This is a genomic window from Nocardiopsis sp. Huas11 (genome assembly GCF_003634495.1).
Classification (GTDB): Bacteria; Actinomycetota; Actinomycetes; order Streptosporangiales; family Streptosporangiaceae; genus Nocardiopsis.
Genome location: NZ_RBKY01000001.1, coordinates 4,980,785 through 5,004,906, shown reverse-complemented (window position 1 = coordinate 5,004,906; position 24,122 = coordinate 4,980,785). Strand labels below are relative to the sequence as shown.

The 24,122-nt window shown below is 72.9% G+C and carries 27 protein-coding genes and 1 pseudogene; 10 read left to right on the top strand and 18 right to left on the bottom strand.

Going from position 1 to position 24,122, the window contains the following annotated elements:
- Window positions 1-61 precede the first annotated feature (61 nt).
- The 4 genes from DFP74_RS22640 to DFP74_RS22625 form a co-directional block, all read right to left on the bottom strand.
- Window positions 62-2,155 (bottom strand): molybdopterin oxidoreductase family protein, encoded by a 2,094-nt coding sequence (locus DFP74_RS22640; RefSeq protein WP_121184517.1) that lies wholly within the window; start codon window positions 2,153-2,155, stop codon window positions 62-64.
- Entirely contained in the window at window positions 2,152-3,549 is a 1,398-nt protein-coding gene (locus tag DFP74_RS22635; protein WP_121184515.1) for an MFS transporter, read from the bottom strand. The genes DFP74_RS22640 and DFP74_RS22635 overlap by 4 nt, the downstream gene beginning before the upstream one ends.
- A gap of 202 nt (window positions 3,550-3,751) precedes the next feature.
- Window positions 3,752-3,940, bottom strand: coding sequence for a hypothetical protein (locus DFP74_RS22630; protein ID WP_121184513.1), 189 nt, complete (start codon window positions 3,938-3,940; stop codon window positions 3,752-3,754).
- An 81-nt stretch (window positions 3,941-4,021) separates the two neighbouring features.
- Window positions 4,022-4,477, bottom strand: a complete 456-nt coding sequence (locus DFP74_RS22625; RefSeq protein ID WP_121184511.1) for an Lrp/AsnC family transcriptional regulator — start codon at window positions 4,475-4,477, stop codon at window positions 4,022-4,024.
- Window positions 4,478-4,557: 80 nt separating this feature from the next.
- Here DFP74_RS22625 and DFP74_RS22620 point away from each other — a divergent pair, with 80 nt between their 5' ends.
- Window positions 4,558-4,998 carry a DUF2000 domain-containing protein gene (locus DFP74_RS22620; RefSeq protein WP_233571108.1) on the top strand — a complete coding sequence of 147 codons (441 nt, stop codon included), beginning with the start codon at window positions 4,558-4,560 and terminating at the stop codon, window positions 4,996-4,998.
- A gap of 48 nt (window positions 4,999-5,046) precedes the next feature.
- Here DFP74_RS22620 and DFP74_RS22615 read toward each other — a convergent pair whose 3' ends face one another.
- The 3 genes from DFP74_RS22615 to DFP74_RS22605 form a co-directional block, all read right to left on the bottom strand.
- Window positions 5,047-5,610, bottom strand: a complete 564-nt coding sequence (locus tag DFP74_RS22615; protein WP_121184509.1) for a hypothetical protein — start codon at window positions 5,608-5,610, stop codon at window positions 5,047-5,049.
- A gap of 62 nt (window positions 5,611-5,672) precedes the next feature.
- Window positions 5,673-6,020: a DoxX family protein gene (locus DFP74_RS22610; protein WP_121184507.1), complete on the bottom strand. Its 348-nt coding sequence runs from the start codon at window positions 6,018-6,020 to the stop codon at window positions 5,673-5,675.
- Between the two features lie 107 nt (window positions 6,021-6,127).
- A complete protein-coding gene (locus tag DFP74_RS22605) occupies window positions 6,128-7,141 on the bottom strand; it encodes a LacI family DNA-binding transcriptional regulator (protein ID WP_121184505.1) in 1,014 nt (337 codons plus the stop codon).
- 166 nt (window positions 7,142-7,307) lie between these two features.
- Here DFP74_RS22605 and DFP74_RS22600 point away from each other — a divergent pair, with 166 nt between their 5' ends.
- Together DFP74_RS22600 and DFP74_RS22595 are read left to right on the top strand one after the other, a co-directional pair.
- Entirely contained in the window at window positions 7,308-8,282 is a 975-nt protein-coding gene (locus tag DFP74_RS22600) for a nucleoside hydrolase (protein WP_121184503.1), read from the top strand.
- 33 nt (window positions 8,283-8,315) lie between these two features.
- Window positions 8,316-9,677 carry a NupC/NupG family nucleoside CNT transporter gene (locus tag DFP74_RS22595; RefSeq protein ID WP_121184501.1) on the top strand — a complete coding sequence of 454 codons (1,362 nt, stop codon included), beginning with the start codon at window positions 8,316-8,318 and terminating at the stop codon, window positions 9,675-9,677.
- 22 nt (window positions 9,678-9,699) lie between these two features.
- On the opposite strand, the gene DFP74_RS22590 is transcribed toward DFP74_RS22595, so the two are convergent.
- Complete coding sequence (locus DFP74_RS22590; RefSeq protein WP_121184499.1) at window positions 9,700-10,233, bottom strand: NUDIX domain-containing protein; 534 nt, start codon at window positions 10,231-10,233, stop codon at window positions 9,700-9,702.
- Between the two features lie 155 nt (window positions 10,234-10,388).
- On the opposite strand from DFP74_RS22590, the gene DFP74_RS22585 reads away from it, so the two are divergent.
- Window positions 10,389-11,204, top strand: coding sequence for an NAD(P)H-binding protein (locus DFP74_RS22585; protein ID WP_121184497.1), 816 nt, complete (start codon window positions 10,389-10,391; stop codon window positions 11,202-11,204).
- Between the two features lie 271 nt (window positions 11,205-11,475).
- Here DFP74_RS22585 and DFP74_RS22580 read toward each other — a convergent pair whose 3' ends face one another.
- On the bottom strand, window positions 11,476-12,189 hold the full coding sequence (locus DFP74_RS22580; RefSeq protein ID WP_121184495.1) for a hypothetical protein: 714 nt from the start codon (window positions 12,187-12,189) through the stop codon (window positions 11,476-11,478).
- A 191-nt stretch (window positions 12,190-12,380) separates the two neighbouring features.
- On the bottom strand, window positions 12,381-13,163 hold the full coding sequence (locus DFP74_RS22575) for a MerR family transcriptional regulator (protein WP_121184493.1): 783 nt from the start codon (window positions 13,161-13,163) through the stop codon (window positions 12,381-12,383).
- A 116-nt stretch (window positions 13,164-13,279) separates the two neighbouring features.
- On the opposite strand from DFP74_RS22575, the gene DFP74_RS22570 reads away from it, so the two are divergent.
- Complete coding sequence (locus tag DFP74_RS22570; protein ID WP_121184491.1) at window positions 13,280-14,092, top strand: thioesterase family protein; 813 nt, start codon at window positions 13,280-13,282, stop codon at window positions 14,090-14,092.
- 52 nt (window positions 14,093-14,144) lie between these two features.
- On the opposite strand, the gene DFP74_RS22565 is transcribed toward DFP74_RS22570, so the two are convergent.
- Together DFP74_RS22565 and DFP74_RS22560 are read right to left on the bottom strand one after the other, a co-directional pair.
- The gene (locus tag DFP74_RS22565; RefSeq protein ID WP_121184489.1) at window positions 14,145-15,008 is read right to left on the bottom strand and encodes an NmrA family NAD(P)-binding protein; all 864 of its coding nucleotides are present in this window, start codon (window positions 15,006-15,008) and stop codon (window positions 14,145-14,147) included.
- Window positions 15,005-15,430 carry a nuclear transport factor 2 family protein gene (locus DFP74_RS22560; protein ID WP_121184487.1) on the bottom strand — a complete coding sequence of 142 codons (426 nt, stop codon included), beginning with the start codon at window positions 15,428-15,430 and terminating at the stop codon, window positions 15,005-15,007. The genes DFP74_RS22565 and DFP74_RS22560 overlap by 4 nt, the downstream gene beginning before the upstream one ends.
- Before the next feature lie 87 nt (window positions 15,431-15,517).
- On the opposite strand from DFP74_RS22560, the gene DFP74_RS22555 reads away from it, so the two are divergent.
- Both DFP74_RS22555 and DFP74_RS22550 read left to right on the top strand, forming a co-directional pair.
- Entirely contained in the window at window positions 15,518-16,147 is a 630-nt protein-coding gene (locus tag DFP74_RS22555) for a TetR/AcrR family transcriptional regulator (protein WP_121184485.1), read from the top strand.
- A 124-nt stretch (window positions 16,148-16,271) separates the two neighbouring features.
- A complete protein-coding gene (locus tag DFP74_RS22550) occupies window positions 16,272-17,012 on the top strand; it encodes a DUF899 domain-containing protein (protein ID WP_121188445.1) in 741 nt (246 codons plus the stop codon).
- 250 nt (window positions 17,013-17,262) lie between these two features.
- Here DFP74_RS22550 and DFP74_RS22545 read toward each other — a convergent pair whose 3' ends face one another.
- Genes DFP74_RS22545 through DFP74_RS22535 form a run of 3 tightly spaced genes read right to left on the bottom strand, consistent with a single transcriptional unit; the run spans window position 17,263 to window position 19,839 of the window.
- The gene (locus DFP74_RS22545; protein ID WP_121184483.1) at window positions 17,263-18,153 is read right to left on the bottom strand and encodes a metal ABC transporter permease; all 891 of its coding nucleotides are present in this window, start codon (window positions 18,151-18,153) and stop codon (window positions 17,263-17,265) included.
- Window positions 18,141-18,887: a metal ABC transporter ATP-binding protein gene (locus tag DFP74_RS22540; RefSeq protein WP_121184481.1), complete on the bottom strand. Its 747-nt coding sequence runs from the start codon at window positions 18,885-18,887 to the stop codon at window positions 18,141-18,143. The genes DFP74_RS22545 and DFP74_RS22540 overlap by 13 nt, the downstream gene beginning before the upstream one ends.
- A 1-nt stretch (window position 18,888) precedes the next feature.
- Window positions 18,889-19,839, bottom strand: a complete 951-nt coding sequence (locus DFP74_RS22535; RefSeq protein WP_121184478.1) for a metal ABC transporter substrate-binding protein — start codon at window positions 19,837-19,839, stop codon at window positions 18,889-18,891.
- A gap of 135 nt (window positions 19,840-19,974) precedes the next feature.
- Here DFP74_RS22535 and DFP74_RS22530 point away from each other — a divergent pair, with 135 nt between their 5' ends.
- Together DFP74_RS22530 and DFP74_RS22525 are read left to right on the top strand one after the other, a co-directional pair.
- The gene (locus tag DFP74_RS22530; RefSeq protein WP_121184476.1) at window positions 19,975-20,448 is read left to right on the top strand and encodes a GbsR/MarR family transcriptional regulator; all 474 of its coding nucleotides are present in this window, start codon (window positions 19,975-19,977) and stop codon (window positions 20,446-20,448) included.
- Window positions 20,445-21,302, top strand: coding sequence for an alpha/beta fold hydrolase (locus DFP74_RS22525; protein WP_121184474.1), 858 nt, complete (start codon window positions 20,445-20,447; stop codon window positions 21,300-21,302). The genes DFP74_RS22530 and DFP74_RS22525 overlap by 4 nt, the downstream gene beginning before the upstream one ends.
- A 170-nt stretch (window positions 21,303-21,472) precedes the next feature.
- On the opposite strand, the pseudogene DFP74_RS34620 reads toward DFP74_RS22525, so the two are convergent.
- Window positions 21,473-21,697, bottom strand: a pseudogene (locus tag DFP74_RS34620) (tyrosine-protein phosphatase); the annotation flags it as partial.
- Between the two features lie 58 nt (window positions 21,698-21,755).
- Window positions 21,756-22,406 (bottom strand): TetR/AcrR family transcriptional regulator, encoded by a 651-nt coding sequence (locus DFP74_RS22515; RefSeq protein ID WP_121184472.1) that lies wholly within the window; start codon window positions 22,404-22,406, stop codon window positions 21,756-21,758.
- A 76-nt stretch (window positions 22,407-22,482) separates the two neighbouring features.
- Here DFP74_RS22515 and DFP74_RS22510 point away from each other — a divergent pair, with 76 nt between their 5' ends.
- Complete coding sequence (locus DFP74_RS22510; protein ID WP_121184467.1) at window positions 22,483-23,427, top strand: saccharopine dehydrogenase; 945 nt, start codon at window positions 22,483-22,485, stop codon at window positions 23,425-23,427.
- Window positions 23,428-23,435: 8 nt separating this feature from the next.
- On the opposite strand, the gene DFP74_RS22505 is transcribed toward DFP74_RS22510, so the two are convergent.
- Entirely contained in the window at window positions 23,436-24,113 is a 678-nt protein-coding gene (locus DFP74_RS22505; RefSeq protein ID WP_121184465.1) for a response regulator transcription factor, read from the bottom strand.
- Window positions 24,114-24,122: the final 9 nt, after the last annotated feature.

Here is a 24,122-nt window from a genome sequence, read left to right as displayed (position 1 = left end):
CGGCCCTTGGGGCCGTGCGGGTGGTGTCGTGCGGGTGGCGGCGGGGTGAGGGCGCCGGCCCTCAGGCCGCGGGGCCGGGTTCGAGGCGCACCGCGCTGACCTTGAACTCGGGCATGCGGCTGGTGGGGTCCAGGGCCGGGTTGGTGATGTTGTTGGCGCTCTGCTCGCCGCCGAAGTGGAAGGGCAGGAACACCGTGTCCAGGCGCGCGGTGTGGTCGAGCCTGACCCGGGCGCGGGTGCGGCCGCGCCGGGAGGAGACGGTGGCCCACTCCCCCGCAGAGACGCCGGCGCGGGCCGCGGTGTCGGGGTGCACCTCCACGTACACCTCGGGTTCGGCCGTGCGCAGCTCGGGCACGCGGCGGGTCTGGGCGCCGGACTGGTAGTGGCCCATGAGGCGGCCGGTGGTGGCCAGCAGCGGATACTCCTCGTCGGTCTCCTCGGCCGGGGGCCGGTGGGCGACCGCGACGAAGCGGGCACGGCCGTCGGGGTGGGCGAAGGCGTCCAGGAACAGGCGCGGTGTGGGCGCGGCGCCGGCCAGCACCGGCCAGTACAGGGCCTCGCCCCCGTCCAGGCGCTCGGGGGTGGCGCCGGAGTAGTCGGCCGCTCCCCCGGCCGAGGCGCGGCCCAGCTCGGCCAGGACGGTGTCGGGGTCGGTGGGGAAGCGTTCGGCGGGCTGGCCGAGCCGGGTGGCCAGCGCGGAGAGCACCTCCAGGTCGGTGCGCACCCCCTCGGGGGGCGCGGTGGCGCGGTTGCGGCGCAGGATGCGGCCTTCGAGGTTGGTCATGGTGCCCGACTCCTCGGCCCACTGGGCCACGGGCAGGACCACATCGGCCATGGCGGCGGTCTCGGAGAGCACGAAGTCGGCGGCGACCAGGAAGTCCAGGGAGGCCAGGCGTGAGCGCACGCGCTCGGAGTCGGGGGCCGAGACGACCGGGTTGGAGCCGAACAGCAGCATGGCGCGCGGCCCCCCGCTCTGCCCCAGGGCGTCCAGGAGTTCGAAGGCCGAGCGGCCGGGGCCGGGCAGGCTGTCGGGGTCCACGCCCCACACGCCCGCCACGTGGGCGCGGTCGTCGGGATCGGCGATCTTGCGGTAGCCGGGCAGCTGGTCGGCCTTTTGGCCGTGTTCGCGCCCGCCCTGGCCGTTGCCCTGGCCGGTGATGCACCCGTAGCCGGAGCCCTGGCGCCCGGGCAGGCCCAGGGCCAGGGCCAGGTTGATCCACGCCGAGACGGTGTCGGTGCCCTTGGCGTGCTGTTCGGTGCCGCGCCCGCTGAGGATGTAGGCGGACCGGTTGCGGGCGGCCTGCCCCAGCAGGTCGGCGGCGGCGCGGATGCGGCCGGCGGGCACGCCCGTGACCTGTTCGGTGCGCTCGGGCCACCAGGCGGCGGCGTGTTCCCAGGCGCGGTCGAAGCCGGTGGTGCGGCGGTCGACGTAGTCGTCGTCGGTCCAGCCCTGGACGCGGGCGGCGTGCAGCAGCCCCAGGGCCAGGGCCAGGTCGGTGCCGGGGCGGGGCGCCAGGTGCATGCCGCCGTTGTCCAGGGCGACGCGTGCGGTGCTGGAGCGGCGCGGGTCGATGACGATGAGGGTGGGCGCCGACAGGTGGCCCATCATCGGCGGCATGGTCTCGGCGGGGTTGGCGCCGGCCAGCAGCACGACCTCGGCCTGGCCGACGTCGGTGAGCGGGAAGGGCATCCCGCGGTCCAGGCCGAAGGCCTTGGTGGAGCCGGCCGCGGCCGAGGACATGCAGAACCGGCCGTTGTAGTCGATCTGGGAGGTGGCCAGCGCCAGGCGGGCGAACTTGCCCAGGGTGTAGGACTTCTCGTTGGTCAGGCCGCCGCTGCCGAACACCGCCACCGTGTCGGGACCCGACTCCGCCCGCAGGGCGAGCAGGCGTTCGGCGATGTGGTCCAGGGCGGTGTCCCAGTCCACCTCGGTGAGCGCGCCGCCGCGGTCCTTGCGCATCAGTGGCCGGGTCAGGCGGTCGGGCACGGTGAGCACCTCGGCGGAGGTCCACCCCTTGCGGCACAGGCCTCCCCGGTTGGTGGGAAAGTCCGCGGGCCGGGCGGCGAGCCGTCCGTCGGGTCCTGTTTCCAGGTGCATGGCGCACTGGAGGGCGCAGTAGGGGCAGTGGGTCTGGGTGCTCGTGCCTTGGGTCATCGTGTGACGGTCTCCGTGGTGCCGGTCGTGGTGGTGGACGCGGGGGCCGACAGGGCGGGGGTGCGCATGTAGACGGCGTAGGTGATGACGGCGCACACCGTATAGAAGACCAGGAAGGCGAGGAAACCGGGGGCGGCCGACTCGGTCGCGCGGAAGGACTCTCGAAAGACCATGTTGATGGCGACGCCGCCCATGGCGCCCATCGCGCCGATCAGGCCGAGCATGGAGCTGGCGATGCGCTTGTTGTAGGACAGGGTCTCCTCGCGGGGGGCGCCCTGGGCGATGGCGTTCTGCGCCTTGGCGGCGTAGATGGAGGGGATCATCTTGTAGGTGGAGCCGTTGCCGATGCCGGTCAGGACGAACACCACGCAGAAGGCGCTGATGAACACGGCCAGGGAGTCGGCGTTGATGGCGGCCACGACCACGCCGGTGCCCACGACCATGGCGAGGAAGTTCCACAGGGTGACGCGCGCGCCGCCGAAGCGGTCGGCCAGCTTGCCGCCGATCGGGCGGATGAGCGAGCCGATCGCCGGGCCCAGGAAGGTGATGGAGGCGGCCTGGAGGGGTTCGAGGCCGAACTGGTTCTGCAGCAGCAGGCCGAAGGCGAACCCGAAGCCGATGAAGGAGCCGAACGTGCCCACGTAGAGCAGGGACATGATCCAGAAGTGGCGGTCCCTCGTGGCGGCCAGCTGCGCGGAGGCGTCGCTGCGGGCACCGGTGAGGTTGTTCATGTGGCGGAACGCGACCCAGATCGAGAGCAGGATGAACGGCACGTAGAACAGCGGGACGAAGTGTCCGGCCCGCGCGGTGAACAGCGCGATGACGCCGAGGCCGACGAGCTGGACGGTGGCCACGCCGATGTTGCCGCCGCCGGCGTTCATCCCCAGGGCCCAGCCCTTCTCCTTCTCGGGGAAGTAGAAGTTGATGTTGGCCATGGAGGAGGAGAAGTTGCCGCCGCCGATGCCCGCGGTGGCCGCCAGGAGGAGGAAGACCCAGTAGGGCGTCTCGGGCGCCTGGATGAGGAAGACCGCCACCGCGGTGGGGCCCAGCAGCATCGTGGAGGAGATGATCGTCCAGTTGCGCCCGCCGAAGAAGGGGACGGCCAGCGTGTAGGGCACGCGCAGGACCGCCCCGACCAGGGCGACCACGGACACCAGCAGGAACTTCTGTTCAGGTGCCCAGTCGAACCCGGTGGCGGGGGTCATGAACAGCACCAGGACCGACCAGATGCTCCAGATGGAGAAGCCGATGTGCTCGGAGAAGATCGACGCCCACAGGTTGCGCTTGGCGACCGGGCGCCCCTTCTCCCGCCAGAACGTCTCGTTCTCCGGATCCCAGTCGGTGATCCAGCTCTTGCCGGTGCGGGCGGCGCGTTGGCCAGTCTCGGGGGTCACGGCCGGGCCTTCCTGTTCGTCGGTTGGTGACGAAACCGAAGGTAGGAAGCTCGCGTGTCCGCGACATGTCCAGCCGTAACACGCAAGAAACAGTCGCCTCACCCAGAGGGGCCCGCGGCGGTGAGAACCCCCTGTTACCGGCATGTTCAGGCATGTGGCACGCGCGTTTCAGGCCCGGTGTGGTCTTGCACACGGTGGCGCGTCAGCGGCCGTCGGGGTCCTCTCCGTCCGGCTGCTCTCCGTCCTGCTTCTTCTTCATGGTGGCGTCGAAGGCCGCGCCCAGCGCCAGGCCGAGGGCGAGGCCGACGCCGATGTTGTCCAGGGACAGCCCGAAGGTGATGCCCATGCTCAGTCCGATGGCGATCCCGGTGCCCGGTTTCCAGTTCTTCATCGATGGCTCCCCCGCGTGTGTACTCGTCGGATGGTTGGACGGGTGAGGTGCGGCGATGGTTCCAGTGGTCGGGCCCGCCGCCTACTCCAGGGGCGCGTGGACGCTCTTGCGGGCGCTGTCGTAGATGATCTGGCTGCGAAAGCTCAACACCTCGCGGCGCTGGGTGAGGCGGTCGATGAGGAAGCTGTGCAGCGCGTCCAGCGAGGGCAGGGACACGTGGACGAGGAAGTCCTGTTCACCGGCCACCACGTACACCGCCAGGACCTCGGGCAGGGCGAACATCGCGGCCTTGAAGCCCTCGATGGCCTGCCGGCTGGGCGGGCGCAGCTGCACCGAGATGAACGCCTCGACCTCGCGGTTGAGCGCGGCCGGGTCGATGTCGGCGTGGTAGCCGCGGATGACGCCGCGCCGCTGGAGCAGGCGCACGCGCTCCAGACAGGTGGAGGGCGCGATGCCCAGCCGTCCGGCCAGGGCCCGGTTGGTCTGGCGCGCATCCGTTTGGAGTTCGCGCACGATCGCCGAATCAAGTTCGTCCATGCGTGGGATCCTACGCCGATGTTCGGATTTCGTTCGGGTGGGCGCCACTGTGGCCACGCGTATGCCTAGTGTCTGGACCCATGACACAACAGATGAACGAACAGAAGGTCGTGCGTCCGGCCACCAAGGTGGTCGTGGTGCTGCGTGAGGACCTGGAGGCGCCGCTGGCCGCCAACGCGGGCGCCGTGCTCGGACTGGCCCTGGGCGGGCGGCTGGAGAACTCGGTGGCGGCCGACGGCAAGGACGCGGGCGGCGGGGTGCACGCGGGCCTGAACCCCCACCCCGTGCCGACCCTGGCCGCCTCGGGCCAGGAGCTGCGCACACTCAAGGCCGAGGCCGACGCCCGGGGCGTGACGGTGGTCGGGTTCAACGAGGTGGCCCGGCGCTCGCGCGACTACGTGTCCTACCTGGACGCGCTCGCCGGCACGGAGCCCGAGGCGGTGGAGTACGTGGGGCTGGCCCTGTACGGGCCGCGCGGCGACGTCAACAAGATCACCCGGCGGCTGCCCCTGCTGCGCTGAGCCGCCGTGCCTTCCGGCCCTGCTCCCCCGCCGGGCGCCGCGTCGTGCTCACCCGGTACGGCGCCCGGCCAGGGCTGCCAGTTCCGCGAGGGAGGCGACCCGTTCGACCTCGGTCTCGGTCAGGCGGTCGATCATCGCCCGGTAGGACTGGGCCTGCGCGGTGGTGGGCAGGTGCCCGGCGTGGACCACGGGCAGACCCAGCTCGAACCCGCACGCGGCCCGTGGTGTGTGCCGGTGCGGGTGGCGGCTCACCGACCAGGCCACGCGCACGGCGTGCTCGTTGCCCGGCGGGACGCCGGGGCGGTCGCTCTCGCGGGCCGCGTAGCGGTAGCCGTCGGCCTCATCGCAGGGTCCGCAGCCCCGGGCGCCGGATCCCAGTGCCCGTCCGCACGCGGGGCAGGACAGCCGCTCCAAGGCGGCGTCCACCACGCGCCAGTCGAACTGGTCGGGCTCGGCCGCCACCAGGCGGGCCAGGTCGGTCCCGGCCGCGCTGCCCGGCTCGGCCTCGAACCGCGCCAACGTGCGCGACCAGGCCCGCTCCACCTGCGCGGCGATCTCGGCCAGGGCGCGGGCCACCTCGGCTCCGCGCGGGTGCTGGGGTGTGGGTCCCATACCCGCACGGTAGCCGGTCGGCGCGTGGCGGAGCGAGCCGTTTTCGCCGCTCCCACCGGGGCTCAGACCGCGGCGCCCAGAACGGCGGCGGCCACCACCGGCGCCAGGTAGATCAGGGGGAAGGCGATGTGGGTGTAGGAGCGGGCGCGGAGCACGGTGACGACGGCGCCGGTGAAGTACAGGCACAGGCCGATCGTGGCGAGCAGTCCGATCACCGGCACGAACAGGCCCACCACCAGGCCCACCGCGCCGACGGCCTTGGCCGTGCCCAGCCAGAGCATCCAGGACTCGGGAACGCCGTAGTCGGCCATCGGGCCGGTGACCCACGGGGCGCGGATGAAGACGGACACGGCGGAGAAGCCGACGAAGGCGGCGGCCAGGACGGTGGTGGCGACGAAGGCGTAGTACACGGCAAGCTCCTGAGGTGGTGTCTCGGTCTGTGTCGCACCTTGAGCCCCGCCGGGCGCGCGAGTGTGACAGGCCGGTCCGAAGGGTGACTCAGGTCTCACCGTGACCGCTACGCCATCGCGGGCCCCGGCGCGCTGGAGGCGCGTTCGATGAGTTCGGGGGCCAGGCGGATCGCGTGGTGGGGGCGGTCGGTGTGCTCGGCCAGGCGCTGGTCGAGCAGCCGCACCGCCTCCGCGGCGAGCCCGGCGACGGGCTGGCGGACGGTGGTCAGGGCGGGCTCGGCCAGGGAGGCGATGGCGACGTCGTCGAAGCCGGTGACGGCGACCTCGCCGGGGATGTCCGCCCCCATCCGGCGCAGCTGCTGGATCGCGCCGACCGCGATCAGGTCGTTGGCGCAGACCACGGCGTCGGGCCGGGAGGGCCACACGCGTTCGGCGGCGGCGCGTCCCCACTCCACGGAGAAGTCGCCCAGTTCGAGCCGGGCGGCGCCCTCCGGATCCAGGGCGCCGACCCCGTTCTGGTAGGCGGTGCGCCGTTCCACCGCCGCGGAGTCGGTGCCGGCCGAGCCCAGGAAGCACACGCGCCGGCGGCCGGTGCGCGCCAGGTGCTCCAGGACCAGGGCCATGCCCGCGGCGTTGTCGACGGCCACGGAGTCGGCGACGTCGGTGCCGCAGCGGCGGTCGAGCTGCACCAGGGGTGTGCGCGCGGCTCCGGCGGCCACCGCCACCCTGCTGTGGGTCTCGTGCACGGGGATCACCAGCAGCGCGTCGACCTGGCGGTCCAGGAGCGCGCTGATGCGCGCCGCCTCCAGGTCCGGGTCGTCGTCGCAGTCGGCGATCAGCAGGGCGCGCCCGCGGCTGTGGAGTGCGTGCTCCACGCCGCGCACGAGCGTGGGGAAGAACGGGTTGGTGATCTGGGGCAGGACCAGGCCGATGGTGCCGGTCGAACGGCTGCGCAGGGCGCGGGCCACCTGGTTGGGGCGGTAGCCCAGGCGTTCGGCCGCCGCCCGGACCTTGCGGTCGGCCTGGGCTCCCACGGTGCGGGTGCCGGCCAGGACACGGGAGACGGTGGCGATCGAGTAGCCCGACTCCCGTGCCACGTCGCGCAGCGTCACCTCTGGCATGTGTCCATCCCTCTTCACCACGCTCGGACCGATGTGGGTAAACGTTATCACCGTCACACCGCGCCAAGTAGAGTCTCTTCACCTCGTTCTTTGCCGACGTGGAATTGACATGAGACAGATCACCAAGCAACGTGTGTGAGAACGTTTACCGACAGGAAGGTGTGCCGTGGCACCCGCACCGATCGTCCTCGACAGCGACCCCGGCCTGGATGACGCCGTCGCGCTGCAGTACCTGCTCGGTACCGGGCTGTGGGACCTGAAGGCCTACACCGCCGTGGGCGGCAACGCCCCGGTCGAGCAGGCCTTCCGCAACGCCCGCGGTCTGGCCAGGGCCTTCGGCATCGACGGTGACGTACCGGTCCACCGCGGCGGCGGCCGCACCGTCGGCCGGGTCGTGAGCGACTCCGACTTCCACGGGCCGACCGGCCTGGGCGAGGAGGTGCTCCCCGACTCCACGGCGCCCGAGCAGAGCGAGTCGGCGGCCTCGGCCCTCATCCGGCTCTCCCACCGGTACGAGGGCGAGCTGACCGTCGTCGCCACCGGGCCGCTCACCAACGTGGCCACCGCGCTCCTGCAGGATCCGGGCCTGGCCCACCGGGTGCGCCGGCTGGTCTTCATGGGCGGGGCCGCCCAGGTGCCGGGCAACTGCACCCCGCTCGCCGAGTTCAACGTCTGGGCCGACCCGGACGCGGCCGACCTCGTGGTCTCCAGCGGCATCCCCTACACGATGGTCGGGCTGGACGCCACCCACGGATGGCGCTTCACCCACGAGGACCTGGTCCGTCTGGACGCCGCGGGCCCGGGGCAGGAGATGACCGCCCGGTTCATGCGCACCTACCTGCGGGCCTACAAGACCAACCACGGGGACGGCTCCTGCCCGCTGCACGACCCGCTGGCGGTCGGCGTCGCGGCCGACGAGTCCTTCGTCGCCACCGAGACCGGCACGGTCATCGTCCAGTGCGACGGCGACCTGGGCCGGGGACAGACCGTGTACCTGCCCCAGGACAAGGCCGAGGGCTACGCCTACCCGCCGCACGTCCTCGCTCGTACCCAGCACACCGGCCGGGTGGCACTGGCCACCGGTCCGCGCGACTTCAGCGCCCACTTCACCGAGACCCTGCTGCGGCGCCCCAGCGTCTGACGCGGCCGGCAGTACAAGGAGCGAGAGAGAGCCATGGACATTCTGTGGGGACTGGGCGGTATGGCCGTCCTGATCGGCATCGCGGTCGCGGTGTCGACGAACCGGCGCGCGATCAAGCTGCGCACCGTCGGCGGCGCACTGGCGATCCAGCTGGGCATGGGCGTGCTGGTGCTCTACTGGGAGCCGGGCCAGCGTCTGCTCGGATGGGCCTCGCAGGCGGTCGGCACCGTCATCGCCTCCTCGGACGAGGGCATCGCCTTCCTCTTCGGGGACCTGGTCCAGGGTGAGGGGATGGTCTTCGCGCTCCAGGTGCTGCCGGTGGTCATCTTCATGGCGTCCCTGGTCGCCGTGCTCTTCCACCTGGGCATCATGCAGCGGGTGGTGAACGTCATCGGCGGCTCGCTGCAGTGGGTGCTCGGCACGACCCGGGCCGAGTCGATGAACGCGGCGGCGAACATGTTCGTCGGGCAGACCGAGGCACCGCTGTTCATCCGGCCCTACCTGGCGCGGATGACCCGGTCGGAGCTGTTCGCGGTGATGGTCGGCGGGGTCTCCACCGTGGCCGGGACCGTGCTCCTGGGCTACGCGCTGCTGGGCGCGCGGCTGGACTACCTGATCGCCGCGAGCTTCATGGCCGCCCCCGCGGGGCTGCTGATGGCCAAGATCATCATCCCCGAGACCGACGAGCCCGTGATGGGCGCCGTCTCGGTGTCCGCGGCGGACGCCGTGGGCACACCCGCCCCGGCGGCCGGGGCCGCGAACGCCGGCGGTGTCCGGGCCGGGGACGGCGGCACCGGCGACACGGTCGGCAGCGTCGGCGTGCCCGCCGGTGGCACCGGCGAGGCGCAGGACACGGAGGCCGACGCCGAGGAGGACCGGCCGCGCAACGTCATCGACGCCGCCGCGCGGGGCGCGGCCGACGGTCTGCGGCTGGCGGCCACCATCGGCGGCATGCTGCTGGCGTTCATCTCGCTGATCGCCCTGCTCAACCTGCTGCTGGGTTCGGTCGGCGGGCTCTTCGGCGCCCCGGACCTGACGTTCCAGCAGGTGATCGGCTACGTCTTCGCGCCGGTGATGGCCCTGATCGGCGTGCCGTGGGACGAGGCGGTCGCCGCGGGCGGTTTCCTGGGCCAGAAGCTGGTGCTGAACGAGTTCGTGGCCTTCGTCGACTTCGGCCCGCAGGCCGGGGACTTCAGCCCCAAGACCGCGGCGATCACGACGTTCGCCCTGACCGGCTTCGCCAACTTCTCCTCCCTGGCGATCCTGCTGGGCGGGCTCGGCAGCCTGGTCCCGGGTCGCCGGGGGGAGATCGCCGAGCTGGGCCTGCGGGCGATCCTGGCCGGGACCCTGGCCAACCTCATGAGCGCCGCGATCGCCGGCATGCTCATCGGCTGAGGCCGCGGCCTCGGCCGGGGCCTCAGGGGCGCGGCCGCGTGGCGTACAGGTACAGCAGCGCGTTCATCGAGGTGCCGCTGACCAGCGTGCGCTCCCTGACCAGGTCCGGGACCCGTGCCAGCGGCAGCCAGGTGATCCGCTCGGACTCCCAGTGGTCGGTGGGGGCGCCCACGTGTTCGGCGGAGTCGGCGAGGAAGACGTGGTGCTCGCTGTCGGTGAGGCCGCTGGAGGGCTGGGTGTACAGGAGCGGGCGCAGCGGGCCCGGCCGCCAGCCGGTCTCCTCCTCGGTCTCGCGGGCGGCGGCCTCCACCGCGCTCTCCCCCGGCGTGATCCCGCCCATGGGGATCTCATAGCCCCAGGTGTCGGGGACGAACCGGTGCCGCCACAGCAGCAGCACCCGGTCCCGGTCGTCGCACACCACGGCCCCCGCTCCGGGCGGGCGGCGCAGCAGGCGGTGGGCGATGCGCCGCCCACCGGGCAGTTCGACCTCGGCGACCCGCAGGTCGATCCAGGGGTCGGTGTAGAGCGAGGTCTCCGCGTGGACGGTCCAGCGCACGGGCGGTCTTCCTCTCGAAGGGCTGCGTGGACACACCGGGCGTCCACGGCACTGTCCCTGGCGTGCCCGGGATCGGGCCCCGCCACGCGGGCCGGACGTCCACAGACCTCTCCAGGGTCGTCGCGATCGTCGCCGCCGGATGTTTGGGTGGGCGCATGAGCGAACAACCGATTCTCGTGCTGGGCTCCACCGGAACCACCGGGCGACGGGTGGCCGAGCTCCTGGGCTCGCAGGGCCATCCCGTGCGGGCGGCCGCACGGCGCGGCCGGGTGCCGTTCGACTGGTCCGATCCGTCCACGTGGGAGGGCGCGCTCGACGGGGCGGGCGCGGTGTACCTGATGGCGCCGGACGGGGTGCCGGTGGACCCGGCGTTCGTGGCACTGGCCGTGGACCAGGGTGTGCGGCGCCTGGTGCTGCTGTCGAGCCTGGCGATCGAGGAGATGGGCGACGAGCGCCTCCTGGCGGCCGAGGCCACGGTGCGCGGGAGCGGCGCGGACTGGACCGTGCTGCGCTGCGACTGGTTCGACCAGAACTTCGACGAGGGCTTCTTCCGTGAGTCCGTGCGCGCCGGTCGGATCACCCTGCCGGTGGGCGGGGTGCGCCAGGCGTTCGTGGACGCGGGCGACATCGCGGCGGTGGCGGCCGCGGCGCTGACCGGCGGCGGGCACGCGGGGCGCGTGTACGAGGTGACGGGGCCGCGGGCGCTGACCTTCGAGGAGGCCGCCCGGATGATCGGCGACGCGGCCGGGTACCCGGTGCTCTTCCAGGGCGACCCGGAGGAGTTCGTCCGCGAGCAGGTCGCCGCGGGCCTGCCCGAGGAGGAGGCGCGGGGCGCCGTGGAGGCGTTCGCGGCGCTGCGGGTCAAGGGTGACGCCGAACCCGGCCAGGACGTGCTGCGCGTGACCGGGCGCGCGCCCAGGGACTTCGCCGACTACGCCCGGGACGCCGCCCCGGCCTGGCGCGACTACTAGGCCGTGTTCTTTGCGGCATTCCGGGCTCGCGGCCGCCAGGACCGCCTCTCGCGGCGCCTCTGCGCTCGTGCAGCACCACCAGGCTGAACTTCGCACATCGGCTTGCGAGAGACGACCTGACGACCGCGAGCTCACCCGAAAGCCCGCAGAAGAACACGGCCCAGGGCGTGTCGTTCTGCCACGGGCCGGGCTCGCGCTCACCCGCAGGCACGCGGAACGGCACTCCCCTGGCCGCGGCGCGGGGGGAGTGCCCCCCGCGCCGCGGCCGGCCTCAGGAGGGAGTGATGCCCTCGACGATGCGCAGGACCTCGTCCGGGTCGCCCTCGTCGAAGGTCTCCTCCTCCCAGCCCTCCTCTTCCCACTCCTGCCCGCTCTCGGGCCAGAAGCCGACCGTGACGACCACGCCCGGCTCGGGGACCCACACGGCCTCCAGGCCGGTGTAGTAGCCCTCGCCGGCGTCGAGTTCGCGGACATCCTCGCCCTCGAAGTACTCCTCGACGGTCACCTCGTAGTACTGCTCGATGTAGGCGTCCGCGTCGGTGTAGTCCTGGGAGCGCTCCACGGTGACGGTGAGCGGGCCGTCGCCGTAGGCGTACTGCTCCTCCACCTCGCCGTCCCCGTCCAGCCACGTCTCCAACTCGACCTCGTCGGGCAGCCACGAGCGCGAGACGGAGGCGGGCCAGTCCTCGCCGTCCTCCTCCCACGCGGTGTCGTAGGGCGAGCCGTCCACGATGTCGGGCACGTAGCCGATGTCGTAGCCGTCGAGCGGCCCGTCGGCCGGAACGGTTCCCTCGGCCTCGAGGTAGGGTCCGGCCTCCTCCAGGCCGATGGTCCTGCTGTAGGGGCCGGAGCACTGCCCGTAGTCGTCGGTGGACTGGTCGGTGTCGTCCGCGAACGCGTTCATGGGCAACAGGATCGCGGCCGTGGCGGCACTGGCCACCATGGCGGAGCCGGCACTGGCGAGCAAGGTCGTGACCACACGCATGGGAGGGTTCCCGTCCGTTCGAAGGAGTGTGTCATCGTCCCTTTCGACGACCGGCCACGCGGCGGTTCACTCGCGAGCCCCTGAACTGGAGTTCTGGCCTCATAAGGCCATGTGCGGATCTCAGTACCGTGCGGGATTGAGAACCGCACGCGGGATCGGCGGGTCTTCGCCCCGCCGCCCCGCCGCCCCGGTCAGCGGTCCTCGCTCGCCCTTCGCGCCTCCTGGTGGTCGGCGTTGGCGGCGAAGGCGTCGCGCAGGTAGGCGCTCAGGCCTTCGCCGTGAGCGTCGATGGTGGCGGTGAACCGTTCGTCGGCCACGTAGAGCTCCCCGAGGCCGCGGTGGATGTCGGTGGTGCAGTCGTAGAACCAGCGGGTGATGTGCTCGCGGTGCCGCTCGGCCAGGCCCATGGCGGCCTCGCCGTCGGCGGGCGCCCCCTCGGCCAGGATCCGGGCCAGATCGCGGTAGATCTCGGCGGCCTCGGCGTTGTGCCTTTCCCAGTCGGCCTTGGTGTAGGAGCCCACGCGGCGCTGGGACTGGGCGAAGGCCTCGCCGCCGCCCCAGCGCCGGCGGGCCTCCTCGGCGTGGGCGTCCACGTCGAAGTCGCCGAAGAGTTCGAGCCGTTCGGCGGCTGTCAGGTCCAGTTCCATGGTGTCGGCCTCCATCAGTTGTTCGAGGCCGCGTGCGATCGCGCGCAGCCGTTCGATGCGTTCGGTCACCAGCTCGTGCTGGCGGACCAGGTGGGCGCGGGTGTCGGCCCCGGGGTCGTCGAGGATCTCGGCGATGCCGTCCAGGCCGAAGCCGAGTTCGCGGTAGGTGAGGATCTGCCGGAGCCGTTCCACGTCGTCGTCGCTGTAGCGGCGGTATCCCGACGCGGTGCGCCCGGCGGGTACGAGCAGCCCGATCTGGTCGTAGTGGTGCAGTGTGCGCACGGTCTGCCCGCTCATCCGCGCGACCTCGCCGACGGTGTGTCCCAAGGGTCTCCCCCGCTGGTGGTGACGTGTGTACGACGCTAGAGCCTGACGTGGCGTGAGGGTCAAGCGGCGGAGGACGCGGTGCACCGCCCCGATCTACTGGCGAGTAACATGAGGGCATGAGCCTTGACCCATCCGCCGCCGAGTTCGAGTACGACCGGGACACCCGCGTCGACAAGCGCGACGACGGCGAGTTCACAGCCGCACTCACCGACGGCTGGACCACCTTCACCACCCACCCCAACGGCGGCTACGTGCTGGGCACCGCGCTCAACGCCCTGGGCCAGACCCTGAGCCAGCCCGACCCCCTGGTCGCCTCCGCTTTCTTCCTGCGCCCGGCCGCCCCCGGGCCCGCCGACATCCGCACCCGGACGATCCGCGAGGGCCGGCGCACGGCCACTGGCGAGACCGTCCTGGAGCAGGGCGGCAAGGAGATCGTGCGCGTCACCGCCACCTACGGCGACCTCTCGCCCGATCCCGGCGCCCGGGTGTTGAACCTGGAGGGGCCGCCGCGGATGCCCGCGCCCGAGGACTGCCCCCTCCTGCCCGAGTTCGACCGCCCCGAGGGCGTGAGCATCGCGCACCGGGTGGAGTACCGCTTCCCCGAGCGGCCCCGGTGGCTGGACGGCCACAAGGACGGCCGGCCCCACCACGAGTTCTGGATGCGGTTCGCCGACGGCCGCCAGGCCGACACCGGTTCCCTGGCGGCCATGGTGGACTTCGCCATTCCCGCCGTCCTGGAGATCGGCGAGTTCAGCACGATCACGGTCGAGCTGACCGTGCACGTGCGCGCCCGGCCCGCTCCCGGGTGGCTGGCCTGCCGGGTCTACACCAAGCACGTCTCCGGCGGCCTGCACGAGGAGGACATGGAGATCTGGGACTCCCAGGGCACGCTGGTGGCCCAGGCGCGCCAGCTCGCGATGCTGCTGTGATCTTGCGCGTGGGGGCCGCCGACCGTTCGATGGTCGGCGGCCCCCACGCGTGTCAGGAGGCGGCCACCGCGGCGCCTGTGCCCGCCTCCCGGGCGGCCACGGTGCGCAGGTCCGTCGGCGGGCGGCCGGTCAGGCGCAGGACCGTGTCGGTGGTGCGGTCCTCGGCCCCCGCGGCGATGGCCAGGTCCATCCCGGCCAGCAGCGCCGCGAACTCCGGCGGGATCTCGGCTGCCAGGCGCTCGCGCATGGACTCGGGGCTCACCCGGGTGTGGACCACGGGCCGGCCGGTGGTCTCGGTCATGATCGCGGCGACGTCGTCGTAGCTCAGCGCCTCCGGGCCGGTCAGGACCAGGTCGGTGTCGGGGGCGCGGTCGTCGGTCAGGGCGCGCACGGCGACGGCGGCGATGTCGTCGGCGTCCACGAAGCCGACCCGGCCGTCGCCGGCCGCGGTCCACAGGGTGCCGTGCTCGCGGATGCTCGCGGCGTGGGCGTGCGAGCCGGTGAAGTTCTGCATGAACCAGGAGGGCCGCAGCACCGCCCACGCGTCGAACAGGTCGGGTAGGGCGCTGTGCACCCGGCCCGCACCCGGGCCGCCCTCGGGCAGGGCCGAGGAGCTGAGCAGGACCGCGCGGCCCACCCCGGCGGCGCGGGCGCGACGCAGGAAGGGCAGCATGACCGCGGCGGGGTCGGTCTCGCCCGGTGGCGGAACGAGGTAGAGGCGGTCCACGCCGTCCAACGCGGCGGCGTGGGTGGAGGGGTCGTACCAGTCGAAGCGGACCGGCTGCGCGTGCGGGACCGGTCGGGCCCGGCGGCTCGCGGCCCTGACGCGGTGGCCGGCGGCGGCCAGGCGCGCCGCGGTGCGCGATCCGGTGGTCCCGGTGGCGCCGATGACCAGGGTGGCGGGGGTGTCGGTCATCGGATGCTCCCTGCGAAGTCGGCGCCGGGTTCGTGTACGACGAGCGGGTTCCAGTAGTCGCGGTACGAGGTGAGGCGCCCCTCCCGCGCGGTGACGACGGCGATGTAGGCCGTGTCGAAGGGGGCGCCGGTGCGTACCAGGCGGCCCACGCCGCGCATCTCGGCCACGACCGTCGCGGGGTCGGTGCTCTGGTGGATCGTGAGGTCGGGGAAGTCGTGCAGGTCGATGTGGTCGGTGTAGGGGCGCATGTAGTCGGCGATGGCCGCCCTGCCCTCCAGGCGCCCGGGCCAGCCCGGTGGCGCGAAGGGGAACTCCATGACGCCGTCCTCGGCCCACAGGCCGATCCAGCCGGTGGTGTCCTTGTCGAGCAGTAGCCCCAGGCCCTGGCGGAACAGGTCCGCCGGTGGGGTGTGGGTGGGCATGGATGGTGCTCCGTCCAGTAGAATCCGGACCTCAGGTCCACTTGAACGATACGGACCCGGGGTCCGTTTTGCAACCGGAGGAGTCGCGTGCCCGAACCCAGGTCCCGCAAGGACGCGGCCCGTAACCGCGCGGCCGTCCTCGCCGCCGCCGACACCCTCTTCACCGACCGCGCGAGCACCGAGGACGTCACCATGGCCGACGTCGCCGCCGCCGCCGGAGTCGGCAAGGGAACGCTCTTTCGGGCCTTCGGCGACCGCACGGGGCTGATCCGCGCGCTCTTCCAGGCGCGCCAGGAGCCGGTGCGCCAGGCCGTCGAGGAGGGCCCTCCCCCGCTGGGGCCCGCGGCGGAACCGCTCCAGCGGATCCCCGCCCTGCTGGACGCCCTGCTGTGCTTCAAGCTCGACAACCGCCATCTCGCACTGGCCCTGGAGGACAGCGCCGTCCCCTACCAGGCGGAGCACTACGAGCGGTGGCACGCCCTGCTCCAGGGCCTGCTGGACCAGGTCCCCGGCCTGGATGACAGCGGGTTCACCGCCCACGCGCTGCTGGCCGCCGTGCGCGCCGACCTCGTCGAGTACCTGGCGGGCCACGAACGGCTCCCCCGGGAACAGATGCGGGCGCGGCTGGCGGGCTTCACGGCCCGGATCCTGGGGACCGACCGGGTCCCGGAAGCGGCTACCGGCCCGTCCGGCGCGGCAGCGGACCGATCTCCGTGAACTGGGCGTCCGCCTGTGCCCGACCCGACACGGCAACCTTGCTCCTCGCCGGTGTGATGACGTCGCAGCTCTAACATGGTGTGCATCACACAGGTCCCAGGTGCGCGAAACTGTGGAGGACGTCATGAAGCGACCGGAGGCCGTCACCCGAGACGAGTGGTTGGACGCCCGCCGGGAGCTGCTGGTCAGGGAGAAGGAGCTGACTCGCGCCCAGGACCGGCTCAACGCGGAGCGGCGGCGCCTGCCGATGGTGCGGGTGGACAAGGACTACCGGTTCACCGGACCGGACGGCGAGGTCGCCCTGGTGGACCTGTTCGAGGGGCGCCGCCAGCTCGTGCTGCAGCACTTCATGTTCGACCCGTCCTGGGACCAGGGCTGCCCGAGCTGCACCGCGATGTCCGACGACCTCAGCGAGGGCGCCCTCGCCCACCTGGCCTCCCGGGACACGGCGTTCGCCGCCGTGTCCCGCGCGCCCTACCCCAAGCTGGCCGCCTACCGGCGTGAGCGCGGCTGGACCTTCCCCTGGTACTCGTCCCACGGCAGCGACTTCAACTACGACTTCCACGTCTCACTGGACCCGGCGGTCACGCCCACCGTGTACAACTTCCGGGACGCCGCCGCATGGGTCGAGGCCGGACAGGAGTGGCTGGCCGACTACGTCGGCGAGCAACCGGGCGTGAGCGCGTTCCTGCGCGAGGGCGACGCGGTCTTCCACACCTACTCCGCCTACGGTCGCGGTGTGGAGGTGATGATGCAGGCCTACCGGCTGCTCGACATCACCGCGCTGGGCCGCCAGGAGGAGTGGGAGGAGCCGTCGGGCCGGGCGCCCGAAGCGTGGCCCGCCGACCCCGGCTTCCCCCGTTGACCAGGACCCCGCCGCCGCGGTGCTCGGTCATGCGCGACGGTGTGGCACGGGATCCGGCCCAATGCGCTCTCCGGTCCCGCGGCCTACCGCAGCCGCACAGCGCGCAGGACGGTGTCGTGGGTGTGGCGGGTGCCCGCCCGCGCCGCCGATCTGCCGCCCAGCGCACCCTGGCGTCAGAGTTCTTTGCGGAAACCGCAAAAAGCCGGGGGTGCGACAGGCTGGTCCCGGCCCGTAGCGAGAGCCGGGCCTCCTAGCGCGCCGTGGCGGTCCGCGTGCGCGGGGGGCGGGTCCGGCGGCGGCGCCGGAGCACGCCCTGGCGGGGCGAGAACAGGTAGGCCAGGGTGAACGCGCACGCCTGGGCGAGCACGATCGATCCGCCCGTGGACACGTTGAGGTGGAAGCTGGCGTACACGCCCGCCACGGCCGCCAGGGCGGCCACGACGGCGGCGATGGCCAGCATCCGCTCGAACCGGTCGGTGAGCAGGTAGGCGGTGGCGCCGGGGATGATGACCATGGCCACCACCAGGATGATGCCCACCGCCTGCAGGGCCACGACCACGGTCACCGACAGCAGGCCCAGCAGCAGTGTCTCCAGCAGGCGCGGGTTGATGCCCATGGCGTGCGCGTGGACGGGGTCGAAGGCGTACAGGGTCAGGTCCCGGTGCTTGAACCACACGACGGCCAGGACGACGGCGGCCAGGATCAGCACCTGCCAGATGTCGGCGTCGGAGACCCCCAGGACGTTGCCGAACAGGATGTGGCCCAGATCGGTCTGGCTGGGGACCCGGGAGACCAGGACCAGCCCCAGGGCGAACATCGTGGTGAAGACGACTCCGATGACGGCGTCCTCCTTGACCCGCGAGGTGCGGTTGACCACCCCGATCAGGGCCACCGACCCGGCGCCGAAGACCAGGGCTCCCACGGCGAAGGGCAGCCCGAACAGGAAGGACAGCACGACTCCGGGCAGGACGGCGTGGGAGACGGCGTCGCCCATCAGCGACCAGCCCACCAGGGTCATCCAGCACGAGAGGACCGCGCACACCACGCCGGCGACGACGCTGACGAGCAGGGCGCGCTGGACGAACTCGAACTGCAGGGGCACCGTGAACCACTCCACGACACCGGTGATCAGGCCGTCCACGGCGTTCCCTCCTCCTGGGCGCGGATCCCGAAGGCCGCCATGAGGGTCTCGGGCCGCAGGACCTCCTCGGGGCTGCCGCGCGCGATGACGTGGCGTTGGAGCAGGACCGCCTCGTCGCACAGGGCGGGCACCTGGGCCAGGTCGTGGGTGGACACCAGCAGGGTGCGCCCGCTGTCGCGCAGGTGCAGCAGCAGTTCGGTGATGGTGGCCTCCGAGCGCTTGTCGACCCCGGCGAAGGGTTCGTCCAGGAGCAGCACCTGCGCCTCCTGGGCGATGGCACGGGCGACGAAGGCGCGTTTGCGCTGGCCTCCGGAGAGCGCGCCGATCTGGCGGTCGGCCAGGTCGGTGAGGTCGGTGCGGGCCAGGGCGTGCTCGACGGCGCGGGTGTCGGCGGGGCGGGCGCGGCGGCGCAGCCCCATGTGCCCGTAGCGGCCCATCATCACCACGTCGCGGACGCGGACGGGGAAGGCCCAGTCGACCTGTTCGGCCTGGGGGACGTAGCCGACCAGGCCGCGGCGCCGGGCCGCGGCGCCGGTGTGCCCGAGGATGCGTACCCGTCCGCGGTCGGTGGGGACCAGGCCGAGGATGGCCTTGAAGAGCGTGGACTTGCCCGAGCCGTTGGTGCCCAGCAGGCCGCAGACGCGGCCGGGTGCGACGGTCAGGCCGACGGAGTCCAGGGCCAGGACCTCGCCGTAGCGGACGGTGGCGTCGGTGACGTCGATGGCCGCGCTCATCTCAGCCTCCTGTGCGGTCGGTCAGTCCGGCGATGATCGTCTCGGCGTCGTGGCGGAGCAGGTCGAGGTAGGTGGGGACGGGGCCGTCGGCCCCGGACAGGGAGTCGACGTAGAGGGTCCCGCCCATGGCGGCGCCGGTCTCGCGGGCCACGGCCTGCTGGGTGCCGTCGTTGACGGTGTTCTCGCAGAACAGGGCGGGCACGTCGTTGTCGCGGACGAACTCGGTCACCGCGGCGATCTGCTGGGGTGTGGCCTCGGTCTCGGCGTTGACCGGCCACAGGTAGCGCTCGGTGAGTCCGGCGTCGCGCGCCAGGTAGGAGAAGGCGCCCTCGCAGGTGATCAGGGCGCGGCCGGACTCGGGGACCGCGGCCAGTTCGGTCTCCAGGTGGTCGCCGACCTCACTGATCTCGTCCTTGTAGGCCTCGGCGTTGGCGGCGTAGTGGTCGCGGCCCTCGGGGTCGAGCTCGGTGAGGGCGTCGCGGATGTTGTCGACGTAGACCAGGGCGTTGTCGGGGGACATCCACGCGTGGGGGTTGGGTTCGCCCTCGTACTCGCCCGAGGCGATGGGGATGGTGTCGATGCCCTCGCTCAGCAGTGCGGTGGGGGCGTTCACGCGGTCGGTGAACTGCTCGAACCAGGCCTCCAGGCCCAGGCCGTTCTCCAGGACGAGGTCGGCGTCCTGGCCGCGGACGAGGTCGTCGGGGGTGGGTTCGTAGCCGTGGATCTCGGCGCCGGGCCGGGTGAGGGAGGCGACCTCGACGCGGTCGCCGGCGACGTTCTCGGCCATGTCGGCGATCACGGTGAACGTGGTCAGGACCGTGGGGCGGCCGTCGTCGTCGCCCTGCTCAGAGGCGGCGGCGGAGCAGGCGGTGCTGGTGAGGGTGAGCGCGGCCGTGGCGGCGAGAGCGGCCCACCACGGTTTTGAAGGAGCTCCATCTCTAATGTTCGGCACGCCTAACTTTTACCACAAGCGGCCCAAACTTACACATCGCAGGCGTGTCCGGCTACGGCCGACCGGTGGAAGGCGCTAGGGGCGCGAATTTCTTCTCATTGCAGTAATGACTGCAGTGGCTGTAATGTGAGGCGTGTGAACGAACCCACCGAAGAGGAACTGTCCTTCGTCGACGAGGTCGCGGTGTTCTTCGAACGCGAGGGCCTGCCGCTGATCGCCGGACGCGTCGTCGGCTGGCTGCTCATCAGCGACCCGCCCGAGCAGAGCGCCGCACGCCTGGCCGCCGTCCTCCAGGTCAGCCGGAGCTCCATCGGCACCGCCACCCGCATGCTCACCCCCAGCGGGCTGGTCGAGGGCGTGCGCAAGCGCGGCGAACGCCAGGAGTACTTCCGCATCGCCGCCGACGGGTGGAGCCGGATGCTCGCCCGCCGCTACGCCGAGACCGCGCGCTTTCGCCAGATCGCCGAACGGGGCCTGCGCACATTGGAGGGGGAGCCCTCCGAGCGGCTCCGGCGCCTGGCCAACGTCAGGGACCTGTACGCCTTCCTCGAACAGGAGCTGCCCGCGCTCCTGGAGCGCTGGGAGCACGGACGGGAGGAGACCACGTGAGCGTGGAGGCGGTCCCGGGCGGGGTCGACCTCGACGAAGGGCACATCGCCTTCCACACCATGGGTGAGCGGGGCTCCCCCGTGGTGCTGCTGCACGGCGGCGGCATGGACCACGGTCTGTTGAGCTGGCGGCACCTGGGCCCGGACCTGGCCCGCGACCACCGCGTGTTCCTGCCCGACCTGCCCAAGCACGGCGGCAGCTGGCCCTGGGCCGCGCGCGCCGACCAGGCGGGACAGGTGAGCGTGCTGGAGCGGCTGCTGGACCACTGGGGGCTGGAGTCGGCCACCCTGGTCGGCCTGTCCATGGGAGGCGCGGTCGCCACCGGCTTCGCCCTGGCCCACCCCGCACGGGTCGACCGGTTGGTGATGATCGACAGCGGCGGCATCCAGGACCGGGTGGCCGCGCACGGGCTGGCCTACGTCCTGGTCAAGGCGCCCCTGTCCCGGCTGACGGCCCTGGCCCTCACGCCCGCGCTGGTGCGCCGGGGCCTGCGCGACCGCACCTTCCAGGGGCCCGTGGCCGACCTCGACGACCTCGCCGCCGCCGCCCACGCCGAACTGCGGGCCAAACGGGAACGGCACGCCTACAGCGACTGGCAGCGCCACGAGATCGGACCGCGGGCCATGCGCACCGACCTGCGGCCCCGGCTGGGCCGGATCACCTGCCCCGCGCTGGTCGTGCACGGCGCCCAGGACGACATCGTCCCGTTGCGGTTCGCGCGCGAGGCCGCCGAGCGGATGCCCCGCGCGCGGCTGGTGGTCGTCGAGGGGGCGGGGCACTGGTCGCCCGTCGAGCGGCCCGGCGAGGTCGGCTCCGCCGTACGCGCCTTCCTGCGGGAGACCTCTCCCGCCTGAGGTCCGCCGCGCGGCTCAGTCCACGGGCGCGGCTCGGTCCACGAGCCGCGCCCGCAGCCCGTCGAGGTCGCGGCGGGCGACCCCCGCCGCTCCACGCGTGCGAGGTCCGGCGGGAGGGGCGCCGCGGACGGGGCCGCTGGGAACGGTGCGGCGCCCGCCGGGTGCGTCGGGCCGTCGGCCGTGGCCGGTCGGATCTCGTCGGGGTTGCGCAGGTCGACGACCGTGCGCACGCCCGCCGCGCGGGCGGCCCGCCAGCCCTTCGCGGTCACGAAGCGCGGGTCGGCGGAGCGGAAGAAGGCCCCGGGCCGGGTGAGGGTGCCGTGGCGGGTGGGCAGCCCGCCGAGGTCGCGGGTGTTGACGAACCCGTCCCAGGTGATCTGTCTGCTGTCGTCCATGACCGACAGGAGTACCGCCTCACGCGGCGCGGGGAAAGCCCGGCTCTTCAGGCGCCGGTCACCGGTCGGCCGGGGCGTCGGCCAGGTGGGTGAGCTGGCGCAGCACGGCGTCGCGGGCCCAGGCCGACCACTGCTCCACGGTCCGGCCGCTGTGCACCGTGAGCAGGGTGAACACCTCCGGGCTGAGCAGCGCCAGCGCTGTGTCGGCGGCCTCGGACACCTCCAGGCCCCGGCGCAGCGCGCCGCGCTCGGCCAGCGCCCGGGCGAAGACGGTCTGGACCGTGCGCCGCTGTTCGATGTTGGTCCGCCACAGCTCCGCGAGCTCCGGATCGGAGCCGGCCGCTCCGCGCACCACCTCGGCCAGTGGCGCCACCCGCTCCATGACCTTCCCGCTGCCCTCCACCTGCAGCCGGACCTGCTCCCGCGCGTCGGGGGCGGCCAGCGCCGCGCGCACCCAGGGCCGGTCGAGCGTGGCCACCGGCGCAGCGTCCCCGGCCACGGCCTGGTCCAGTGCCTCTTTCAGGACGGCCGGCTTGTTGCCGAAGGCGTAGTACACCGTCTGCGTCGCCACCCCCGCTTCCCTGGCCACGGCCTGGATGCTCGTTGCGGTGTAGCCGTGCGCGGTGAACAGGCGGGTCGCGGCGGCGGCCACCCGGGCGCGGGTGGCGCGGGACCGGGCGGCCCGGCCGTCGGTGGCGGGGGCGTTCATCCGTGGGGCCTCCGGGGTGAGAAGTGTCGCTGTGGATACTTTATTGTAGTCACACTACAAATACTTTGGAGGCGCTATGCACGCACTCGTCCTGGGCGGCTACGGCGCGGTGGGCGCCCTGACCACGGCGGCACTGCGCGAGCGGGGCCACACCGCTTCGACGGCCGGACGCGACCCGCACCGCGCCGACCGCCCCTGCGACGTGGCCGAGCCGGGCCTGCGCGGCTACATCGACGCCCTCGACGGCGTGGACGTGGTCGTCAACGCCTCCGGGGCCGAGGATCCGGCCCTGGTCCGGGCGGCGGCCGACCAGGGGGCCGCCTTCGTCGACGCCACCGCCACCACGGACTACGTGCGGGCGGTGGAGGAACTGCGGCCGCGCGCACCGGTCCTGCTCAGTGTCGGGCTGGCCCCGGGGCTGACCAACCTCCTGGCCGCGGCCGTGCACGCCGACGCCCCCGGTGGGGACCCGATCGACCTCGCCGTGGTCCTGGGCGCCGGGGAGGAGCACGGCGCGGCCGCCACCGCCTGGTCCCTGGGGCTGCTCGGGCGCTCCTTCCCCGACCCCGACACGGGCGCGCCGGTCCGCAACCTCACCCAAGGGCGGGTCTTCGACCTCCCGGGAACGGGGCGGCGCCGCCTGTACCGGGCCGATTTCAGCGACCAGCACGCTCTGACCCGCGACCTCGGCCGACCGGTGCGCACGCGCCTCGGACTCGACTCGCGCACGCTCACCGCGGGACTGGCCCTGCTCACGCACGTGCCCGGTGCCGCCCGCGTACCGACCGGCTTCCACTTCCTGGGCAGCGACGCCTGGGTCGTCCTCGCCCAGTGCGGGACCTCCCGCCGCTGGGCCCGGGGGCGCGGTCAGTCACGGGCCACCGCGCGCATCACCGCGTGGGCGGCCGCACTCGCCGAGGACCTGGACGCCGGAGTCCACCACCTGCACGAGGTGGCCCGGCTGGACGACCTGCCCCCGGGGCCGGCGCTGACCGTGGGCGGCACGGTCCGCGTCGACTGACCGGCCGCCTACGAGCCCGGGCTCGCGGCCCCCGGGGCGGCCGAGGAGCCCAGGTAGCGCAGGACCGCCATCACGCGCCGGCTGTAGCCGTCGGCGCGGCCCAGGTCGAGCTTGTCGAAGATGGCGTTGACGTGCTTTTCGACCGCGCTCAGCGACACGAACAGGCGCTCGGCGATCGCGGTGTTGTTCAGCCCCTGGGCCATCTGCTCCAGGACCTGGCGCTCGCGCTGGGTCAGCCGGGCCACCGGGTCGGCGCGGGTGGTGCGCGCCAGCAGCCGCCGGACGACCTCGGGGTCGAAGGCCGCCCCGCCCGAGGCCACCCGCTCCAGCGCGTCCAGGAACTCCCCGACCTCGGCCACCCGGTCCTTGAGCAGGTAGCCCACCCCCTCGGAGGCGTCGGTGAGCAGCTCGGCCGCATAGCGCTGCTCCACGTACTGCGACAGCACCAGCACGGCCACGCCGGGATGCTCGGCGCGGATGCGCAGGGCGGCGCGCAGGCCCTCGTCGGTGTGGGTCGGCGGCATGCGCACGTCCACCACGGCCGCGTCGGGCCGGTGCTCGCCGACCGCGGCCAGCAGGGCGGTGGCGTCGCCGACGGCGGCCTGGACCGTGTGCCCCTCCTCTTCCAGGAGCCGCGTCAGCCCCTCGCGCAGCAGGACGGAGTCGTCGGCGATCACCAGTCGCATGGGTTCCTC

Bases quoted from the DNA above. Each gene is read 5' to 3' on its own strand.
- DFP74_RS22640 (WP_121184517.1), bottom strand. From the start codon at position 2,155: ATGACCCAAGGCACGAGCACCCAGACCCACTGCCCCTACTGCGCCCTC.
- DFP74_RS22630 (WP_121184513.1), bottom strand. From the start codon at position 3,940: ATGAAGAACTGGAAACCGGGCACCGGGATCGCCATCGGACTGAGCATG.
- DFP74_RS22625 (WP_121184511.1), bottom strand. From the start codon at position 4,477: ATGGACGAACTTGATTCGGCGATCGTGCGCGAACTCCAAACGGATGCG.
- DFP74_RS22620 (WP_233571108.1), top strand. From the start codon at position 4,558: ATGACACAACAGATGAACGAACAGAAGGTCGTGCGTCCGGCCACCAAG.
- DFP74_RS22615 (WP_121184509.1), bottom strand. From the start codon at position 5,610: ATGGGACCCACACCCCAGCACCCGCGCGGAGCCGAGGTGGCCCGCGCC.
- DFP74_RS22605 (WP_121184505.1), bottom strand. From the start codon at position 7,141: ATGCCAGAGGTGACGCTGCGCGACGTGGCACGGGAGTCGGGCTACTCG.
- DFP74_RS22595 (WP_121184501.1), top strand. From the start codon at position 8,316: ATGGACATTCTGTGGGGACTGGGCGGTATGGCCGTCCTGATCGGCATC.
- DFP74_RS22585 (WP_121184497.1), top strand. From the start codon at position 10,389: ATGAGCGAACAACCGATTCTCGTGCTGGGCTCCACCGGAACCACCGGG.
- DFP74_RS22580 (WP_121184495.1), bottom strand. From the start codon at position 12,189: ATGCGTGTGGTCACGACCTTGCTCGCCAGTGCCGGCTCCGCCATGGTG.
- DFP74_RS22570 (WP_121184491.1), top strand. From the start codon at position 13,280: ATGAGCCTTGACCCATCCGCCGCCGAGTTCGAGTACGACCGGGACACC.
- DFP74_RS22565 (WP_121184489.1), bottom strand. From the start codon at position 15,008: ATGACCGACACCCCCGCCACCCTGGTCATCGGCGCCACCGGGACCACC.
- DFP74_RS22560 (WP_121184487.1), bottom strand. From the start codon at position 15,430: ATGCCCACCCACACCCCACCGGCGGACCTGTTCCGCCAGGGCCTGGGG.
- DFP74_RS22550 (WP_121188445.1), top strand. From the start codon at position 16,272: ATGAAGCGACCGGAGGCCGTCACCCGAGACGAGTGGTTGGACGCCCGC.
- DFP74_RS22540 (WP_121184481.1), bottom strand. From the start codon at position 18,887: ATGAGCGCGGCCATCGACGTCACCGACGCCACCGTCCGCTACGGCGAG.
- DFP74_RS22515 (WP_121184472.1), bottom strand. From the start codon at position 22,406: ATGAACGCCCCCGCCACCGACGGCCGGGCCGCCCGGTCCCGCGCCACC.
- DFP74_RS22510 (WP_121184467.1), top strand. From the start codon at position 22,483: ATGCACGCACTCGTCCTGGGCGGCTACGGCGCGGTGGGCGCCCTGACC.
- DFP74_RS22505 (WP_121184465.1), bottom strand. From the start codon at position 24,113: ATGCGACTGGTGATCGCCGACGACTCCGTCCTGCTGCGCGAGGGGCTG.